Below are 15594 nucleotides of genomic sequence, written 5' to 3' on the forward strand. Positions count from 1 at the left end.
TCATTATAAACAAATTAAAACAGAATATGCTACCCTTAACAGCGTAATTTAAGAAATTTTAGAGCTGTCCCTTCATAAATCGGCTGATGTGCGAAAACAAAGCCGCCGGCATATGCGCCGGCGGCCCGCTTCTTTCTATAAAGACTCTTGTTTTTCAGCGCCGAATACAGACATGGCGAGCAATTCACTGACATCATAAGTGCCGACAGCGTCTTCGGCTTCTTTCGCTTTCGTACCGTCACCGAGCATGGTCAGACAGTAAGGACAGCCGGAGCTGATGACCGTCGGACTGACAGAAAGCGCCTGCTCAGTCCGGGCCGTGTTGATTCTCGCTCCCGTTTCTTCTTCCATCCACATGAGCCCTCCCCCGGCGCCGCAGCACATCCCGTTTTCGCGGCTGCGCTCCATTTCCTTCAATTGAACGCCCGGAATGGCTTTTAAGATCGCTCTCGGCGGCTCATACACTTCATTGTATCTTCCTAAATAGCACGAGTCATGGAAGGTAATCGTTTCATTCACCGGGTGAAGCGGTTTTAGTTTCCCCTGTGACACAAGCTCGGCTAATAATTCAGTATGATGATAGACTTCGGCCCGGAATCCGAAATCAGGATATTCATTTTTAAACATATTATAGGCGTGCGGATCAATCGTGACGATTTTTTTGATTCCGTGTTTTTCAAATTCGCCGATGTTGTGTTCCGCCAGCTCTTGAAACAGAAACTCGTTGCCCAAACGGCGCGGCGTATCGCCTGAGTTTTTTTCCTTATTGCCGAGAATCGCAAAGGATACGCCCGCTTCATTAAGCAGCTTTGCAAATGAGACGGCAATCTTTTGGCTCCTGTTATCGTAGGAACCCATTGAGCCTACCCAAAACAAATAGTCGAACTCTTTGTCTTGTTTTTTCATTTCTTTCACTGTCGGAATCTCTGTATCAGCCTGCTCCCGCCAGTTCTCCCGCTCTTTCCGGTTTAAGCCCCACGGATTTCCCTGTCTTTCAATGCTTGTCATGGCCCGCTGCGCGTCGCTGTCCATCTTCCCTTCCGTAAGCACAAGATAGCGGCGCAGATCGATAATTTTATCAACGTGTTCATTCATGACCGGACATTGATCTTCACAGTTGCGGCAAGTGGTGCACGCCCAAATCTCCTCTTCCGTGATGACCTCGCCGATTAAGCTCGGGTTGTAATCAATGGCTGCGGCCGCTTCACGCGATCCTCCCCCTGAGGAAGCCGCGGCGAGCTGATTCGCTTTCGTGTGCTGAAAAACGGGCGCGGGCACCCACGGAGATTTTGACGTCACGGCAGCGCCTTTTTCCGTCAAATGGTCTCTGAGCTTTAAAATGAGGTCCATCGGCGAGAGCATCTTGCCCGTACCGGAGGCCGGACACATATTTGTACAGCGGCCGCATTCGACGCAGGCGTAAAGGTCGACAAGCTGAGAGCGGCGGAAGTCTTCAATCTTTCCGACGCCGTAGCTTTCTTTCGTCTCATCGGTGAAATCGATTTTTTCCAGCTTTCCTTTTGAATCCAGCCTGCTGAGGAACACATTCGCCGGACCCGCAATTAAGTGCGCATGCTTTGATTGCGGCACGTACACTAAAAAGCTGAGCAAAAACAACAGATGAAGCCACCATGAAACATAAAACACGGCGGCGGCCGCCGGCGCTGAAAGACCGCCGAGCACAATCGCAATGGAGGAGGCGATCGGCTCCGTCCAAGACAGAGAATGATCGTGCCATAAAAGGTTCATGGCGTTCCCGAGAAGCACCGTCACCATCAGTCCGCCGATAAACAGCAGGACAAGCCCCGCTTTAAACCCGCGTTTCAGTCTGACGAGTTTTTCAATGTAGCGCCGGTAAAACGCCCAGACTACGGCGATTAAAATCAAAAACGTGACGATTTCCTGAAAAAAGGTAAACGCCGGATAAAGCGGACCGAACGGCAGATGGCGGTCAGGAAGCAGCCCTTTCAGAATAAAATCAATTGCGCCGAACTGAACGAGTATAAAACCGTAAAAAAACAGAACGTGGATGATGCCGCTCTTTTTATCTTTCAGCAGTTTTTTCTGTCCGAACACATTCACCCATATCTTCTGAAGACGTTCTTTCAGGCGTTTATCAAATTCTTCCCTTTGGCCGAGCTTAATATAAGCGATCCTCGTTCTGATCAGGTAAACGAATAAATAAACGGCGTAAGCGGTTACAGCTGAAAACAGCAGCGCGTTTACCATGAGAAATGCGTTCATCTTGTCTCCCCCTTTGTTCTGATACCCCTCTTCATTGTCATATCTTTACTTTATCATAAATAATGAATGAGTGTTCAGTCAATAATTAAATTCACATTCTCAGGGCACACTACGAATACTTCGGAAAGGAGCGTCGGTATGAAGGTCATTTTTGTGTTGCTTGTCATTTTTATCATATTGATCGCACTTATGCTGCTTGATATGCTGCTTGGCCGGGCGGCGTACAAAAAACAGGCGTATGAGCCCGTTTTTGACCCGAAAAAGAGTGATATCACACTCATTCACTGCGGCAGCGAGCTTGTGCGGCAGATGACGGCTGATATCCGCCAAGCCGTCTCTTCTATTCATATGATGTTTTTTATTATGAAGAACGACCAAGTCAGCCATGAGATGTTTCATTTATTGAAGGAAAAGGCCCAGGCCGGCGTCTCCGTATATCTGCTGCTCGATTGGGCGGGCAGCCGCCAAGTGAAAAAGCCTTCCATTCAAACGATGAAAAAAGCCGGCGTTCACGTTCATTTTCTAAATAAACCGGCATTTCCGTTTCTATTTTTCAGGCTGCAAAAACGGAATCACCGGAAAGTGACCGTCATTGACGGCAAAATCGGCTATGTCGGCGGTTTTAATATCGCTGAAGAGTACCTCGGCAAAAAAGCGAAGTTCGGAAACTGGGAGGATTATCACCTGCGGATGACCGGAGAAGGCACGGCGGATCTTCAGACTCTTTTTGTAAGCGATCTGAAACGAAACACCGGAAAAGCACCCGGATCACCCGGGGTTTATCCGGCATTATCCGAAGGGAATATCTCTCATAGGACATATGCGTCTGACGGTTTTTCGCTTGAATCGCATTATGAAAACTGCATCCGTAAGGCGGAGAAAAAAATCATTATCGGCACGCCTTATTATGTACCGAGCAAAAAGCTTCAGGAAGCGCTTATTTCAGCCTGCCGAAAAGGCGTCAAAGTCATCTTGATCGTGCCGATGAAGTCAGACCACCCGTTCGTTCGGGAAACAGCTTTTACCTATTATCCCGAGCTTCTGAAGGCCGGCTGCCTCATCTATCGGTATTATCAAGGCTTTTATCATGTCAAAGCTTTCATTATTGATGACCGCATCAGCATTATCGGCACGCCGAATTTTGATAAACGGAGTCTGTTCTGGAATGAAGAGGTGAATGTCATCATTCATGATGAAGCCTTTACAAAGAAAGTGCTTTCAACCATAAAGCAGGACATCGAAAAATCCGAGCTTCTCACATTAGAAAAAGTGAAACAGCGCTCCGTCAGACAGCTTCCTGCAGAATGGCTGGGAAAGGCCATATCTTACTTTTTATAAAGGAGAAACCATATGCTGTTCAGATTCGGATTCGTCGCAAACGCCATGTGCCTTTGGGACGCGTCCCCCGCAAAAACCTTAACATATGCGCGCTATACCAAGCTTTCCCGCAGTGAGCGGAAAGACGCCCTGCTTTCTGTGACGAAAGCAAATCTCACCAATACGCTGCGCACGATCCACTATGTGGTCGGCCACGGCATCCCGCTGTACAGGTTCTCAAGCTCGATTGTGCCGCTCGCCACCCATCCGGATGTGCTGTGGGATTTTGTCACGCCGTTTCGCCAGGAGTTTCGTGAGATCGGCGGGCTGGTCAGAAAATATGACCTCAGAACGAGCTTTCATCCGAACCAATTCACGCTTTTTACAAGCCCGAAACAGGAGATTACCGCAAATGCGGTCAAGGATATGGCCTATCATTATGACATGCTGGACGCAATGGGCATCGCGGACCGTTCCGTCATCAACATCCATGTCGGAGGCGCTTACGGTGACAAACAAAGCGCGCTTGGCCGTTTCCGCGTGAATCTGAAAGAACTTCCCGATGTCATCAAACAGCGGATGACTTTAGAAAACGATGATAAAACATATACGTCCGAGGAAACACTCAGTGTATGTGAACAAGAAGGCATTCCGTTTGTGTTTGATTATCACCATTTTTACGCCAATCCGACCGATGACGCTGATTTAGATGACATTCTTCCGCGGATGATCAAAACATGGCAGCGGATCGGCTTAAAGCCGAAGGTCCATCTCTCCTCGCCAAAATCAGAATCAGCCGTACGCAGTCATGCGGACTATGTAGATGCGAATTTTATTCTCCCGGTGCTGGAGCGGTTCAGACAATGGGATACGGACATCGATTTTATGATTGAGGCGAAAGAGAAAGACCGGGCGCTGCTCCGGCTCGTCGAAGAATTAAGCGCCATCCGCGGAGTCAAACGCCTGGCGGGCGGAGTGCTGAAGTGGAAGGCATAACCAGGTTTATCACCCGTTTATATGGGGAATTTCCGAAATAACAGACCATCAGACGGAGGAGAAAACATATGAAAAACATTACATCTTTGAAAATAGCCGCTAAGAAGTTCACTTTACGAAACATGCTTCAGCTTTATCATCTTTGCCACACGGGAGGCCATGAGCTGTATATCTACTCTAAAAAAACGATGTGCAAAATCAAAGATATCATTGAGCTGGAAACGTTCAGAATGGCCCATAAAGAACAAGAATATTTAATTGTAGTGGAAGGAAAGAAAGCGGTGCAGCTTGTTGACCGTTTCAAACATATCATCGAACCTGCGCAAAAAGAAGCCCATTAAATACGGACTACATAAAAAAAAGGATAGACAGGAGGCTGCCCGGCCCCCGCTCGTCTATCCTTTTTCTTTTATTAATGAATCAGCTCGCCGAATTGGGCCTGATGAAGTCTCTGGTACATGCCGCCGGATGCCAGCAGTTCCTTATGATGACCTTGTTCAGCGATGCCATCTTTCGTGACGACGACGATCCGGTCCGCATCCTTAATCGTAGCCAGCCGATGGGCGATCACAAGCGTTGTGCGTCCTTCAGACAGCTCTTGCAGCGATTTTTGAATGGCGGCTTCCGTTTCTGTATCGAGGGCTGATGTAGCCTCGTCTAAAATTAAGATCGACGGATTTTTCAAAAACATTCTGGCGATGGAAAGCCGCTGCTTCTGCCCGCCTGACAGCTTCACGCCGCGCTCGCCGATCACCGTGTTTAAACCGTCGGGATACCCGTTTACCAAGTCCTCTAAATGCGCCTGGCGGACGGCCTGCCAGATTTCTTCCTCAGACGCGTCCAGCCGCCCGTAAGCAATGTTTTCCCGCAATGTGCCGGAAAACAGAAAGACATCCTGCTGGACGACGCCGATTTGTCCGCGCAATGATGACAGCGTCATGTCCTTAATATCGATTCCGTCGATGGAAATCACGCCTTCAGACGGCTCATAAAAGCGCGGCAGCAGACTTGTCAGCGTTGATTTTCCCGCTCCCGAAGGCCCGACGAATGCGACTGTCTCCCCGGCATGAATGGACAAATTGATTCCCGACAGAACCGGACTGTTTTCTTCGTAACCGAATGACACACCATCATAACGGATATTCCCTTTTAAACCGGACACATGTCTCGCGTTCGGGGTGTCCTTGATATCAGGCTCCGTTTCCAGTATTTCTATAAAGCTTTTAAAACCGGCAATGCCTCTCGGATACATCTCAATAATCGCGTTGATTTTATCAATCGGACGGAACAGAACGTTCGTCAGCAGCACAAAAGCGACGAATTCCCCGTAAGATAACGATCCGCGTATCACGAACCATGTGCCGCACAATAAGACGAACAGCGTGACAAATCTTGTCAGCATGTAACTGATCGAGCCGTTTTTCGCCATGATTTTATAAGACGTCAGCTTTGTTTTGCGGAAACGCTGATTGTTCACGTCAAACCGCTGCGTTTCAAACGCTTCATTGCTGAAAGCCTGAACAAGACGGATGCCGCCGATATTGTTTTCAACCCTCGCGCTGAAGTCTCCGACGTCTTTGTTCAGTTTTGTAAACGCAGAGGTCATTTTTTTATTGAAATACAAAGCAAGCCAAATGACGACCGGCATAATGATAAAAGTCAACAGCGCGAGCTGCCAGTTAATAAACAGCATCACACCGAACGCGCCCAAAATCGTCATGATCGCGATAAACAGGTCTTCAGGCCCGTGGTGGGCGGTTTCTCCGATATACATCAAATCATTGGTGAGCTTGGACATTAAACTGCCCGTTTTGTTGTTATCGTAAAATTTGAACGAAAGCTTTTGCAGATGGTCGAAAAGCTTTTTCCGCATATCCGTTTCAATGTTAATGCCGAGCATATGGCCCCAATACGTCACAACATACTGAAGTGCCGAGCTGAGGGCGTAGACCCCGAATAAAGCAGCGGAAGTCAAAATAATCAGACTCCAATCCCGGCCCGGGAGCAATGTATCGATAAAGTAATTGACAATCAGCGGAAAACTCAGCTCCATTAATCCGCCGGCGATGGCAGAAAAGAAGTCGAGAAAAAACAGCTTTTTGTACGGTTTATAATAAGAAAAAAATTGTCGCAGCACGATTCCGTCCTCCTTGTGCCTCGTTCTTAATGATAACATTTCTCAATTATACTATACACAAGGCGTTTTTAAAGCGCTTTTTATAAAACGCCTGAAAATAACCGTGCAAAGGATTCCTTCGTTCTTTCCCATAATGTGCGCTTATAGAAACGGACGGGGCTGATTTTCTCAGACTCCTTCATATCTTCAAGATAATGCGCTTCAAGATCTTTGATCGCAGCCTGATCTGTAAAAAAGACATTGACTTCAAAGTTCAGCTGAAAGCTTCTCATGTCCATATTCGCCGTCCCGACAGAAGCGAGGTTTCCGTCAGTGATGAGAACCTTTTGATGCATAAAGCCTTTTTGATAGGAATAGACTTCGATTCCTTCGCGAAGAAGCTCGGGGAAATACGACCTCGTCGCGTACTGGGTTAAAAACCCGTCATTGGTTTCCGGCACCATAACACGCACCTCTACGCCTCTGGCAGCTGCCTCCTTTAACGCTGTGCGGATCGGCTCATTCGGTACGAAATAAGGCGTCGCAATCCATACAGACGATTCGGCTGCCGCAATCATGGCATAATACAGGTCGCTCATCCGCTCCTTCATATCAGGGCCTGTCGGAACGACTTGATAGATGCCGCCGCTTTCTGCAGGGACCGGGCGGCTGTATGCTTTCTGATCAATAAGCACCTCATCCGAAACGTATTCCCAATCAAGCATAAAAATGCTGTGGAGCGTCTGAACGATTTCTCCTTCGACTTTCATATGGGTGTCACGCCAAAAACCGACATTTCGGTCTTTGCCGATATACTCCTTGCCGACATTCAGCCCGCCGACAAAACCGGTTTTCCCGTCAACGATCACGATCTTGCGGTGATTTCTGAAATTGAATTTTTGGTTGAAAAAACCGTATTTCAGCGGCAGAAACGGGACGATGTTCACGCCCGCGCGTTTCAGTTTTTTAATATCTTTTCCGGCCAGCTTCAGGCTGCCGGCCGCGTCGAACAAAAACCGCACTTCCACGCCTTGACGCGCCTTTTCCATCATAATGTCCATCATCTTGTGCCCGAGCATGTCTGATTTGAACATGTAATACTCAATATGTATAAATGACGCGGCCTCCCGGAGCGCCTCAAACAGCTCAGGAAATGTTTCGTCCCCGTTTTTGAGCACCTTCAGCCTGCTTTTTGTATTGATATTCATATGGGACGCCTTGATTGAATATTGAAAGAAACGCTTCTGATTTCCTTTCAGCCCGGTCAGGTCGGGAGTTTGTTCCATATCAAATATCGTTCTCAGCTTTTCCCGGTTGTATGTCCGTTTCGACCTGAACAGCTTGCCTTTTTCATAAAGCTGGCCGGAAAAAAGGTAAAATAAGTACCCGGCGATCGGAAAAAACACAAGAATATGAATCCATAACAGCGTGTGCTGCGAGGTGCGGTTTTCAAGAATTAACGAATAAATGCTGAACAAAATAATGCTTGCATAACAAAGCACCCCTCCGTAAAACTCAAGCCTGGAAACCGGAAAAAACCATATGACATATGCTACGATAAGCATCATATATAAAAAGCAAAATTCCAGTCTCCTTTTCAGCATCCCGACTCTCTCCCATCTGATCCGATATCTCTGTATACCCTCTGTTTTCCGGCTTGTAAACATATGAAAAAGCCTCTCCGCACGAGCGGAAAGGCTTATGATGAAGCTTCCTGTGATTGGCCGGGTGTGATGTTCTGAAGCAATGCCGGATTGAGCGAGCAGCTGCCTTTGATTTTATTTTTGAAGATGCCGATGATCAGACCGGTGACCGCTATCGACACTAAGGAGAAGAGCCCTTTCAGCAGCCCGACGGAAAAAATGCCGGCCAGCACGACCCCAAAATCGAAGAGGAAATTAACGGCACCCGGATTCCATCCGCAGCGCTTTTGCAGAAATAAAGCAAGGATATTGGCGCCGCCGAGCGATGCCTGATGATAAAACATGAGCGACAGGCCGAACCCGATCAGCGCCCCGCCGCAAATCGCCCCGGCAAGCGGTGAAACAGAGACCGGCGGCAGCCAGTGATCCGCGCCGGTAAATAGAGTCAGCACTGTGACTGCAAAAACGGTGGATAGAGTGAATTTGATTCCCATTCTGATGAGAGAAAATATATAAAACGGGATATTGATCAGAAAGAAGATAATCGCAAACGAGGAATGAAACAAGTATGACAGGCTTAGTGACAGTCCCGCTGTGCCGCCGGTTAATACTTGAGAATGTCTGAGTGTCAGGACGCCGGCGCTTGTCATCAGACAGGCGGCTAAAATGAGGAAAATCCGCTTCATTCTTCACTCTCCTTTTGTTGCTGTTATTTCCAAATAAAATATAACAGGAATCCCGGCCGCCCAGCCATTACCTTGGCAGAAAATATCTTATGTTTTTATTTTTTCACCATAAAAAATCCCCCTCTTGCAGGGGGGATTTTACGTGCGTTTCCGATAGACAACATAGCTGCGGGTCAAATACTTGAGGGGCAGGCTGAACACGTGAACCAATCTTGTAAACGGCCAAAGGATAAAAACGACGTACCCTATGATGATATGAAACTTAAACCATAGCGGGACACTCTCCATCAAAGAAGCGTCAGGCCGGAACAAAACAATTTCCCTGAACCACGGCCCGACTGTTGCCCTGTAATCAAAGCCTTTCGAATCAATGTTAAGAAATGTGGCCGCAACGCCCGACAGCATCATGAACAGCAGCAGAATAAGCGTCAGGATATCCGATGGCGAGCTGGTTTTGCGGATTCTTTTGTCAAACAGCCTTCTGTACGTCAGGATGACAAGTCCGGCACATGCAGCAATCCCCGCCGGCAGGCCTGCGCCGATCGCCATTTTGTGATACATATGCTCTGAAATGCCAAGGGAAGCATACACGCCTTCCGGGATCAGAATTCCCATGACATGTCCGCCGACAACGCACAGCAGTCCCCAATGAAAAAGTGTGCTGCCAGCCGCGAGTTTTTTCTTTTCTAACAGCTCGCTTGATTTCGCCGTCCAGCCGAATTGGTCATGCTGATAGCGGTAAATATGCCCGCCGATAAAGATCGTCAATACAATGTATGGCATAACGCCCCACAGGATCTGCCCGCTCATGCCTGAACAGCCCCTTCTTCAGTGCTTGCATGTACACCGATGTTTTCCAGTGCGGCCTGCAGCACGTGCAGCAGCTCAGCATAGATGCTGTTATTTTTTTCGAGGCGGGAAGCCAGCTCCCTCACATTGGACAGGTATTTCTCAAACACGCTTCTCGCCGCTTCAATCTCCGCAACCGCGGCGAATTCCAGCATCAGCGGCAGGTAATCAGGCAGTTCTTTCTCTGTCGGCAGGAAACCGGATTGCTGGTAGATGTTTTTTAAATGCAGCAATTCAATGCCGCGTTCCCTTTGTTCGCCTGAGTTAAAGTAGGTGACGTACATATTCGTTTTCTTTCCGAAATCGAACGTATACACATAGTGTTCAATCAGCGCTTGCGGAGAAAAGCCGGCTGCCGCCTCTAAAAAGTGCAGCAATTTCTCCCGGATTTGCTGATTGGTGATCTCATGGATAAGAGCCTTCCAATCGGGAATCTCGGCTCTCCACTCTTCATCCGGATAAGAGAGAAGAACGGAAAGAGCGGAGAACGTCATTTGCCGGTCTGTGGTGTTCATGTTATTACACCTCATTTATGAAAAATTAGAAACAAGAGCCCGGGCCGCCTGAAAATGATAAGCCGCAGCTCCCTTGTTCAGCATATAAATCTGACACTTCTTCTCGATGGCTGCTCGGGATCACAAAACGGTCATCATATTTGGCGATTGCCAGCAGCCGATACATGTCTTTAATTTGCTGTTCTGTTAAGCCGACACTGGAGATCAGTTCCGGGTCGATTGATTTATTCGTCTGGATCGCTCTCATATACTGGCGCATGACAGACATTTTCTTTAACGTGGATCGAATATGATCCGTATCCCCCGCCGTTAACAGCTGCGCCAAATAGTCAATCGGAATTCTCATTTGGTCGATAGCCGGAAAAATCGCTTCCGCCGTTTGCCGGCTTCCTTTTCCTTCAAAGAGATTCATAATCGGGCTGAGCGGCGGAATGTACCAAACCATCGGCAGCGTACGGTACTCAGGGTGAAGCGGAAGCGCAATCTTCCAGTCGATGATCATTTTGTAGATCGGCGATTGCTGCGCCGCCTCTATCCATTCAGCCGGGATGCCTTGTTCTTTTGCCAGTTTGGCAATCTCAGGATCATTCGGATCAAGAAAAACGTCTAATTGGGAATGGTAGAGATCCTTTTCATTTTCAACCGATGCCGCTTCCTCCACTTTGTCCGCGTCATACAGCATGACGCCGAGATAGCGGATTCTGCCGACACACGTTTCGGAGCAGATGGTCGGCAGCCCCGCCTCCAAGCGCGGAAAGCAGAGTGTGCATTTTTCCGCTTTGTTCGTTTGCCAGTTAAAATAGACTTTTTTATAAGGACAGGATGAGACGCAATATCTCCATGAACGGCATGCGTTTTGATCCACAAGCACAATGCCGTCCTCCTCGCGTTTGTACATGGCGCCGGACGGGCAGGAGGACACGCACGCCGGATTAATGCAGTGCTCACAAATACGCGGAAGATACATCATAAAGACTTCATCGAATTCTGTTTTGATCGATTCCTCCATCTTTTGCACGTTTGGATCTTCAAGCCCTGTAATGTGGCCGCCAGCGAGATCATCCTCCCAGTTCGGGCCCCATTCGATATTCATGAAATCCCCCGTTAAGGACGATTTCGGCCGCGCCACCGGCTGGTGCTTTTTTTGCGGGCTGTTTGTTAATGTTTCATAATCATAGTTCCAAGGTTCATAGTAGTCATCAATCGTCGGCTGATTCGGATTATAGAAAAGGCCTGCAAGCCGGTTTGTTTTCGGGCCTGATTTCAGTTCAAGCTTTCCTTTTTTCAACGTCCAGCCGCCTTTATATTTGTCCTGGTCCTCCCATTGCTTCGGGTAGCCGATGCCGGGCTTTGTTTCTACATTATTGAAGTACATATATTCCGCACCGGAACGGTTTGTCCACGTGTTTTTGCAGGTGACGCTGCACGTGTGGCAGCCGATGCATTTATCCAAGTTCATGACCATCCCGATTTGCGCTTTAATCTTCAAGCCAATCGACCTCCTTCAGCTTGCGGATGACGACATTCAGATCGCGCTGATTCCCCGTCGGACCGTAATAGTTAAAGCCGTAACTGAGCTGTGCATAGCCCCCGATCATCTGGGTCGGCTTGACGTGAATCCTTGTCGGGCTGTTATGGGTGCCTCCGCGGTTATTCGTCAGTTTTGTGCCGGGCACATTGATGTGGCGGTCCTGGGCATGGTGCATAAACGCCATTCCTTTAGGAATCCGGTGAGACAAAACCGCTCTCGCGACGACAACGCCGTTTCGGTTGAAGCATTCAATCCAATCGTTGTCTTTGATATCCGTGTCCTCTGCGTCATCTTTATTCATCCACACGGTCGGCCCGCCGCGGAACAGCGTCAGCATCGGCAGAGAATCAAAATACATGCTGTGGACGGACCATTTATTATGCGGCGTCAAATAATTAAGAACGATTTCTTTGCCCTCTTGATCAGGCCGCTTGCTTAGGAACGGACGGTGCTGGAGGATCGGTTTAAATGTCGCCATCGTTTCACCGAATTCCATCATCAGTTCATGATCGACATAATAGGATTGTCTGCCGGTCAGCGTCCGCCACGGAATTAATTTTTCCACATTCGTCGTAAACGGCGAGTACCTGCGCCCTCCTTTTTCTGAACCGGTAAAGGCCGGAGAGGTGATGACCGTTTTCGGCTGGGCTGTAATTTGCTCGAACGTAAAGCATTCTTCCTCGCGCTCTTCCGCCAGGTCTTTCAGCTCCAGATTGGTAATGTTTTCAAGTGATTCCCATGCTTTCACGGCGACTTTTCCATTTGAGGTGGACGACAGGGTTAAAATCGCTTCCGCCGCCTGCTTCGCTTCACTTATATTCGGGCATCCTTTGGCAACGCTGTTTGAATCGGTTTCTCCCAGTCTCTGTTTGAGTGATTCATATTCATCCGCAATCGACCAGCTCATCCCTTTTGTTCCGCTCGGTTTTAAAGCCGTATGAGGGCCGAGCGCGGTCATTTTATGAAAAATGTGTTTGTAATCCCGTTCAACGACATGGATGTTCGGCATCGTTTTTCCCGGAATGGCTTCACATTCGCCTTTGCTCCAGTCATTGATTTTGCCGAATGGCTGGGCCAATTCCTGCATGGTGTCGTGGAGGAGCGGCGTTGCGACTACCTCTTTCACCGGCTCCATATCGACTTCTTCCGCCAGATCGGAAACGGCTTTTGACAGCGCCTTAAAAATATCCCAGTCTGACTTCGATTCCCACGGCGCCGAGATGGCCGGAGCAAATGGATGAATAAACGGATGCATATCCGTACTGCTGAGATCGTGTTTTTCATACCATGTCGCCGCCGGCAGCACGATATCGGAATACAGCGCCGTACCCGCCATTCGAAAATCAAGATTGATTAACAAGTCGAGCTTGCCTTCCGGCGCCTGCTCCCGCCATTTGATTTCTTCAGGGCGGATGCTGTCACTGTCGTCATTCATCAGACCGTTCGTCGTCCCCAGCAGATGCTTGAGAAAATATTCATGCCCTTTCCCTGAGCTTGAGATCAGATTTGCCCGCCATACGAAGAGATTCCTTGGGAAATTCACTTCATTGTCAGGGTCTTCAATCGCGAATTTCAGTTTTTTCTCTTGAAGCCGTGAGGCCACGTACGCACCTACGTCTTCAGGTGTCGCCGCCCCCGCTTTCTCAGCTTCTTTGTACAGATCAATGCCGTTTTGATTGAATGTCGGGTAAGACGGAAGCCACCCTAATCGCGCCGCCAGCACATTGTAATCGGCGTGATGCTTGTAGCGGGATGACGCGGCGATCGGTGAAGCCAAGTCACTGATCGGCTGGTCTTCATAACGCCACTGGTCTGTCGCAAAGTAAAAAAATGAGGTGCCGTTTTGCAGTTTAGGCACGCCTTCCCAGTCCTTTGCGGTTGCAATCGTCTGCCACCCTTCAGCCGGACGGAGCTTTTCCTGCCCCACGTAATGGGCCCAGCCTCCGCCGTTTACGCCTTGGGCGCCTACGAGTAAAACAAGATTTAACACCGCACGGTAAATTGTGTCGGAGTTGAACCAGTGGTTGATCCCCGCCCCTACGATAATCATGGATCTGCCGTCTGTATCAATCGCATTTTGGGCAAACTCCCTGGCAATCTGTATAACGGCTTCTCTTTTAATTCCCGTGATCTGTTCCTGCCAGGCAGGTGTGAACGGACGGGGATCATCATAGGATGCGGCTGATTGTCCGCCGATGCCCCGGTTCACGCCGTAGTTGGCCAATATCAAGTCAAACACGGTCGTGACGTACGTCTCTTCACCATTCAGATCCAATTTTTTAATAGGAAGATTCCGCTCAAGCACTTTATTTCCGTCATTTGAAAAATACGGAATGCGCACCATGCCGATTTCGTCCTCTATTCCGAGCACGGAGAGACGGGGTTCAATCGGTTCCCCGGTGTCTTCGTCGATCATGTGCAGATTCCATTTCTGCTGCCCGTCCCAGCGGGAGCCCATTGTGCCTTGCGGTATGGCAAACGCACCTGTCTGTTCATTCCAGACCGCCGGCTTCCACTGATCATTTTTTGTCTGCCGCCCGATGTCTTTCGCATGCAGAAACCGTCCCGCTGTGTATACGCCATTTTCTTTTGACAGAGTGACGAAGAATGGAAAATCGGTGTATTGCTTCGCGTACTCAATAAAACGTTCAGTTTCTTGGTTCACGTAAAATTCCTGCAAAATAACGTGACCCATCGCCATCGCAAGCGCCCCGTCAGTCCCCTGGCGGATACTCAGCCAGTCATCTGCGAACTTTGAGGATTCCGCAAAATCGGGACTGATCGAAATGACTTTAGCGCCTTTATAGCGGGCTTCCGCCAGAAAATGCGCATCAGGCGTTCTCGTTAACGGCACGTTGGAGCCCCATGTGATGATATAGCCTGAATTGTACCAATCACTGCTCTCCGGAACGTCCGTCTGGTCGCCCCAAATTTGCGGGGACGCCGGCGGAAGATCCGCATACCAGTCATAAAAACTGAGCATTGGGCCGCCGATTAAAGACATGAATCGCGAACCTGATGCGTGGCTGATCATGGACATCGCCGGGATCGGAGAAAAACCGACATTCCGGTCAGGCCCGTATTTCATCACTGTATACAGCAGAGAGGCCGAAATCAGCTTCAGCACCTCCGGCCATTCCGCGCGCACAAAGCCGCCTTTCCCCCTTGCCTGTTTATAGGACTTCGCTTTTTCAGGGTTTTCGGCGATCGATTTCCAGGCATCCAGCGGATTTTGATGCGCCTGCAATGCCTCCCGCCACAAATTGATCAGCACACCGCGTACATATGGATATTTCACACGGAGCGGGCTGTAGATGTACCAAGAAAAACTGGCCCCCCGCGGGCAGCCTCTCGGTTCGAAATCAGGCATATCCGGGCCTGTTGATGGATAATTCAAGTTTTGTCCTTCCCACGTGACAATTCCGTTTTTCACATAAATATTCCAGCTGCAAGAACCCGTGCAGTTGACGCCGTGGGTGGAGCGAACGACTTTGTCGTACTGCCATCTGTTTCTGTATACATTCTCCCAATCACGATCTTCGCTTGTCGTTTGGCTATGGTTATTTGAATGATGTTCGATAGGAGAAAAATAGTTTAATCTCCTGAGCAACGGACTCATTTTCTTTTTCTTCATGATCGTTCACTCCTTCCGAGTCAGGTGATGCTATGTACACTATAAACAGAGACGGCGCATCAC

11 protein-coding genes are annotated in these 15594 nt (G+C 48.8%); 3 read left to right on the forward strand and 8 right to left on the reverse strand.

All coding sequences use genetic code 11. The features are described from left to right. Positions 1-135 precede the first annotated feature (135 nt). On the reverse strand, positions 136-2244 hold the full coding sequence (locus tag NYE68_RS19805; RefSeq protein WP_053573967.1) for a (Fe-S)-binding protein: 2109 nt from the start codon (positions 2242-2244) through the stop codon (positions 136-138). Between the two features lie 138 nt (positions 2245-2382). Between NYE68_RS19805 and cls (NYE68_RS19810) the strand changes: the two genes are divergently transcribed. From cls (NYE68_RS19810) to NYE68_RS19820, 3 genes are all read left to right on the forward strand, one after another. Beyond that, the gene (gene cls / locus NYE68_RS19810; RefSeq protein WP_064115294.1) at positions 2383-3582 is read left to right on the forward strand and encodes a cardiolipin synthase; all 1200 of its coding nucleotides are present in this window, start codon (positions 2383-2385) and stop codon (positions 3580-3582) included. Between the two features lie 12 nt (positions 3583-3594). After that, on the forward strand, positions 3595-4557 hold the full coding sequence (gene uvsE, locus NYE68_RS19815) for a UV DNA damage repair endonuclease UvsE (RefSeq protein ID WP_015418426.1): 963 nt from the start codon (positions 3595-3597) through the stop codon (positions 4555-4557). Between the two features lie 68 nt (positions 4558-4625). Continuing rightward, positions 4626-4898, forward strand: a complete 273-nt coding sequence (locus tag NYE68_RS19820) for a hypothetical protein (RefSeq protein WP_015418427.1) — start codon at positions 4626-4628, stop codon at positions 4896-4898. A 71-nt stretch (positions 4899-4969) separates the two neighbouring features. Here NYE68_RS19820 and NYE68_RS19825 read toward each other — a convergent pair whose 3' ends face one another. The 7 genes from NYE68_RS19825 to NYE68_RS19855 all read right to left on the reverse strand — a co-directional run bounded on the left by NYE68_RS19825 (position 4970) and on the right by NYE68_RS19855 (position 15531). Beyond that, the gene (locus NYE68_RS19825; RefSeq protein ID WP_324636322.1) at positions 4970-6694 is read right to left on the reverse strand and encodes an ABC transporter ATP-binding protein; all 1725 of its coding nucleotides are present in this window, start codon (positions 6692-6694) and stop codon (positions 4970-4972) included. Positions 6695-6774: 80 nt separating this feature from the next. Further along, positions 6775-8277, reverse strand: a complete 1503-nt coding sequence (cls, locus tag NYE68_RS19830) for a cardiolipin synthase (RefSeq protein WP_254003451.1) — start codon at positions 8275-8277, stop codon at positions 6775-6777. A 95-nt stretch (positions 8278-8372) separates the two neighbouring features. Further along, a complete protein-coding gene (locus NYE68_RS19835; protein ID WP_015418430.1) occupies positions 8373-9002 on the reverse strand; it encodes a YitT family protein in 630 nt (209 codons plus the stop codon). 138 nt (positions 9003-9140) lie between these two features. Next, positions 9141-9812: a respiratory nitrate reductase subunit gamma gene (narI, locus tag NYE68_RS19840; RefSeq protein WP_007407624.1), complete on the reverse strand. Its 672-nt coding sequence runs from the start codon at positions 9810-9812 to the stop codon at positions 9141-9143. Then, positions 9809-10366, reverse strand: a complete 558-nt coding sequence (gene narJ, locus NYE68_RS19845) for a nitrate reductase molybdenum cofactor assembly chaperone (protein ID WP_342493988.1) — start codon at positions 10364-10366, stop codon at positions 9809-9811. The genes narI and narJ overlap by 4 nt, the downstream gene beginning before the upstream one ends. 25 nt (positions 10367-10391) lie before the next feature. Then, positions 10392-11855, reverse strand: coding sequence for a nitrate reductase subunit beta (narH, locus tag NYE68_RS19850; protein ID WP_031379126.1), 1464 nt, complete (start codon positions 11853-11855; stop codon positions 10392-10394). Continuing rightward, a complete protein-coding gene (locus NYE68_RS19855) occupies positions 11845-15531 on the reverse strand; it encodes a nitrate reductase subunit alpha (RefSeq protein ID WP_324674540.1) in 3687 nt (1228 codons plus the stop codon). Before NYE68_RS19855 ends, narH begins: the two co-directional genes overlap by 11 nt. Between the last annotated feature and the right edge of the window lie 63 nt (positions 15532-15594).

The organism is Bacillus sp. FSL R5-0447 (assembly GCF_038606125.1).
In the GTDB taxonomy this organism is placed as follows: domain Bacteria; phylum Bacillota; class Bacilli; order Bacillales; family Bacillaceae; genus Bacillus; species Bacillus velezensis.

Coding starts and splice junctions, on each gene's coding strand:
- NYE68_RS19855 (WP_324674540.1), bottom strand. CDS start 15,531: ATGAAGAAAAAGAAAATGAGTCCGTTGCTCAGGAGATTAAACTATTTT.
- NYE68_RS19820 (WP_015418427.1), top strand. CDS start 4,626: ATGAAAAACATTACATCTTTGAAAATAGCCGCTAAGAAGTTCACTTTA.
- NYE68_RS19805 (WP_053573967.1), bottom strand. CDS start 2,244: ATGAACGCATTTCTCATGGTAAACGCGCTGCTGTTTTCAGCTGTAACC.
- cls (WP_254003451.1), bottom strand. CDS start 8,277: ATGCTGAAAAGGAGACTGGAATTTTGCTTTTTATATATGATGCTTATC.
- narI (WP_007407624.1), bottom strand. CDS start 9,812: ATGAGCGGGCAGATCCTGTGGGGCGTTATGCCATACATTGTATTGACG.
- uvsE (WP_015418426.1), top strand. CDS start 3,595: ATGCTGTTCAGATTCGGATTCGTCGCAAACGCCATGTGCCTTTGGGAC.
- cls (WP_064115294.1), top strand. CDS start 2,383: ATGAAGGTCATTTTTGTGTTGCTTGTCATTTTTATCATATTGATCGCA.
- narJ (WP_342493988.1), bottom strand. CDS start 10,366: ATGAACACCACAGACCGGCAAATGACGTTCTCCGCTCTTTCCGTTCTT.
- NYE68_RS19835 (WP_015418430.1), bottom strand. CDS start 9,002: ATGAAGCGGATTTTCCTCATTTTAGCCGCCTGTCTGATGACAAGCGCC.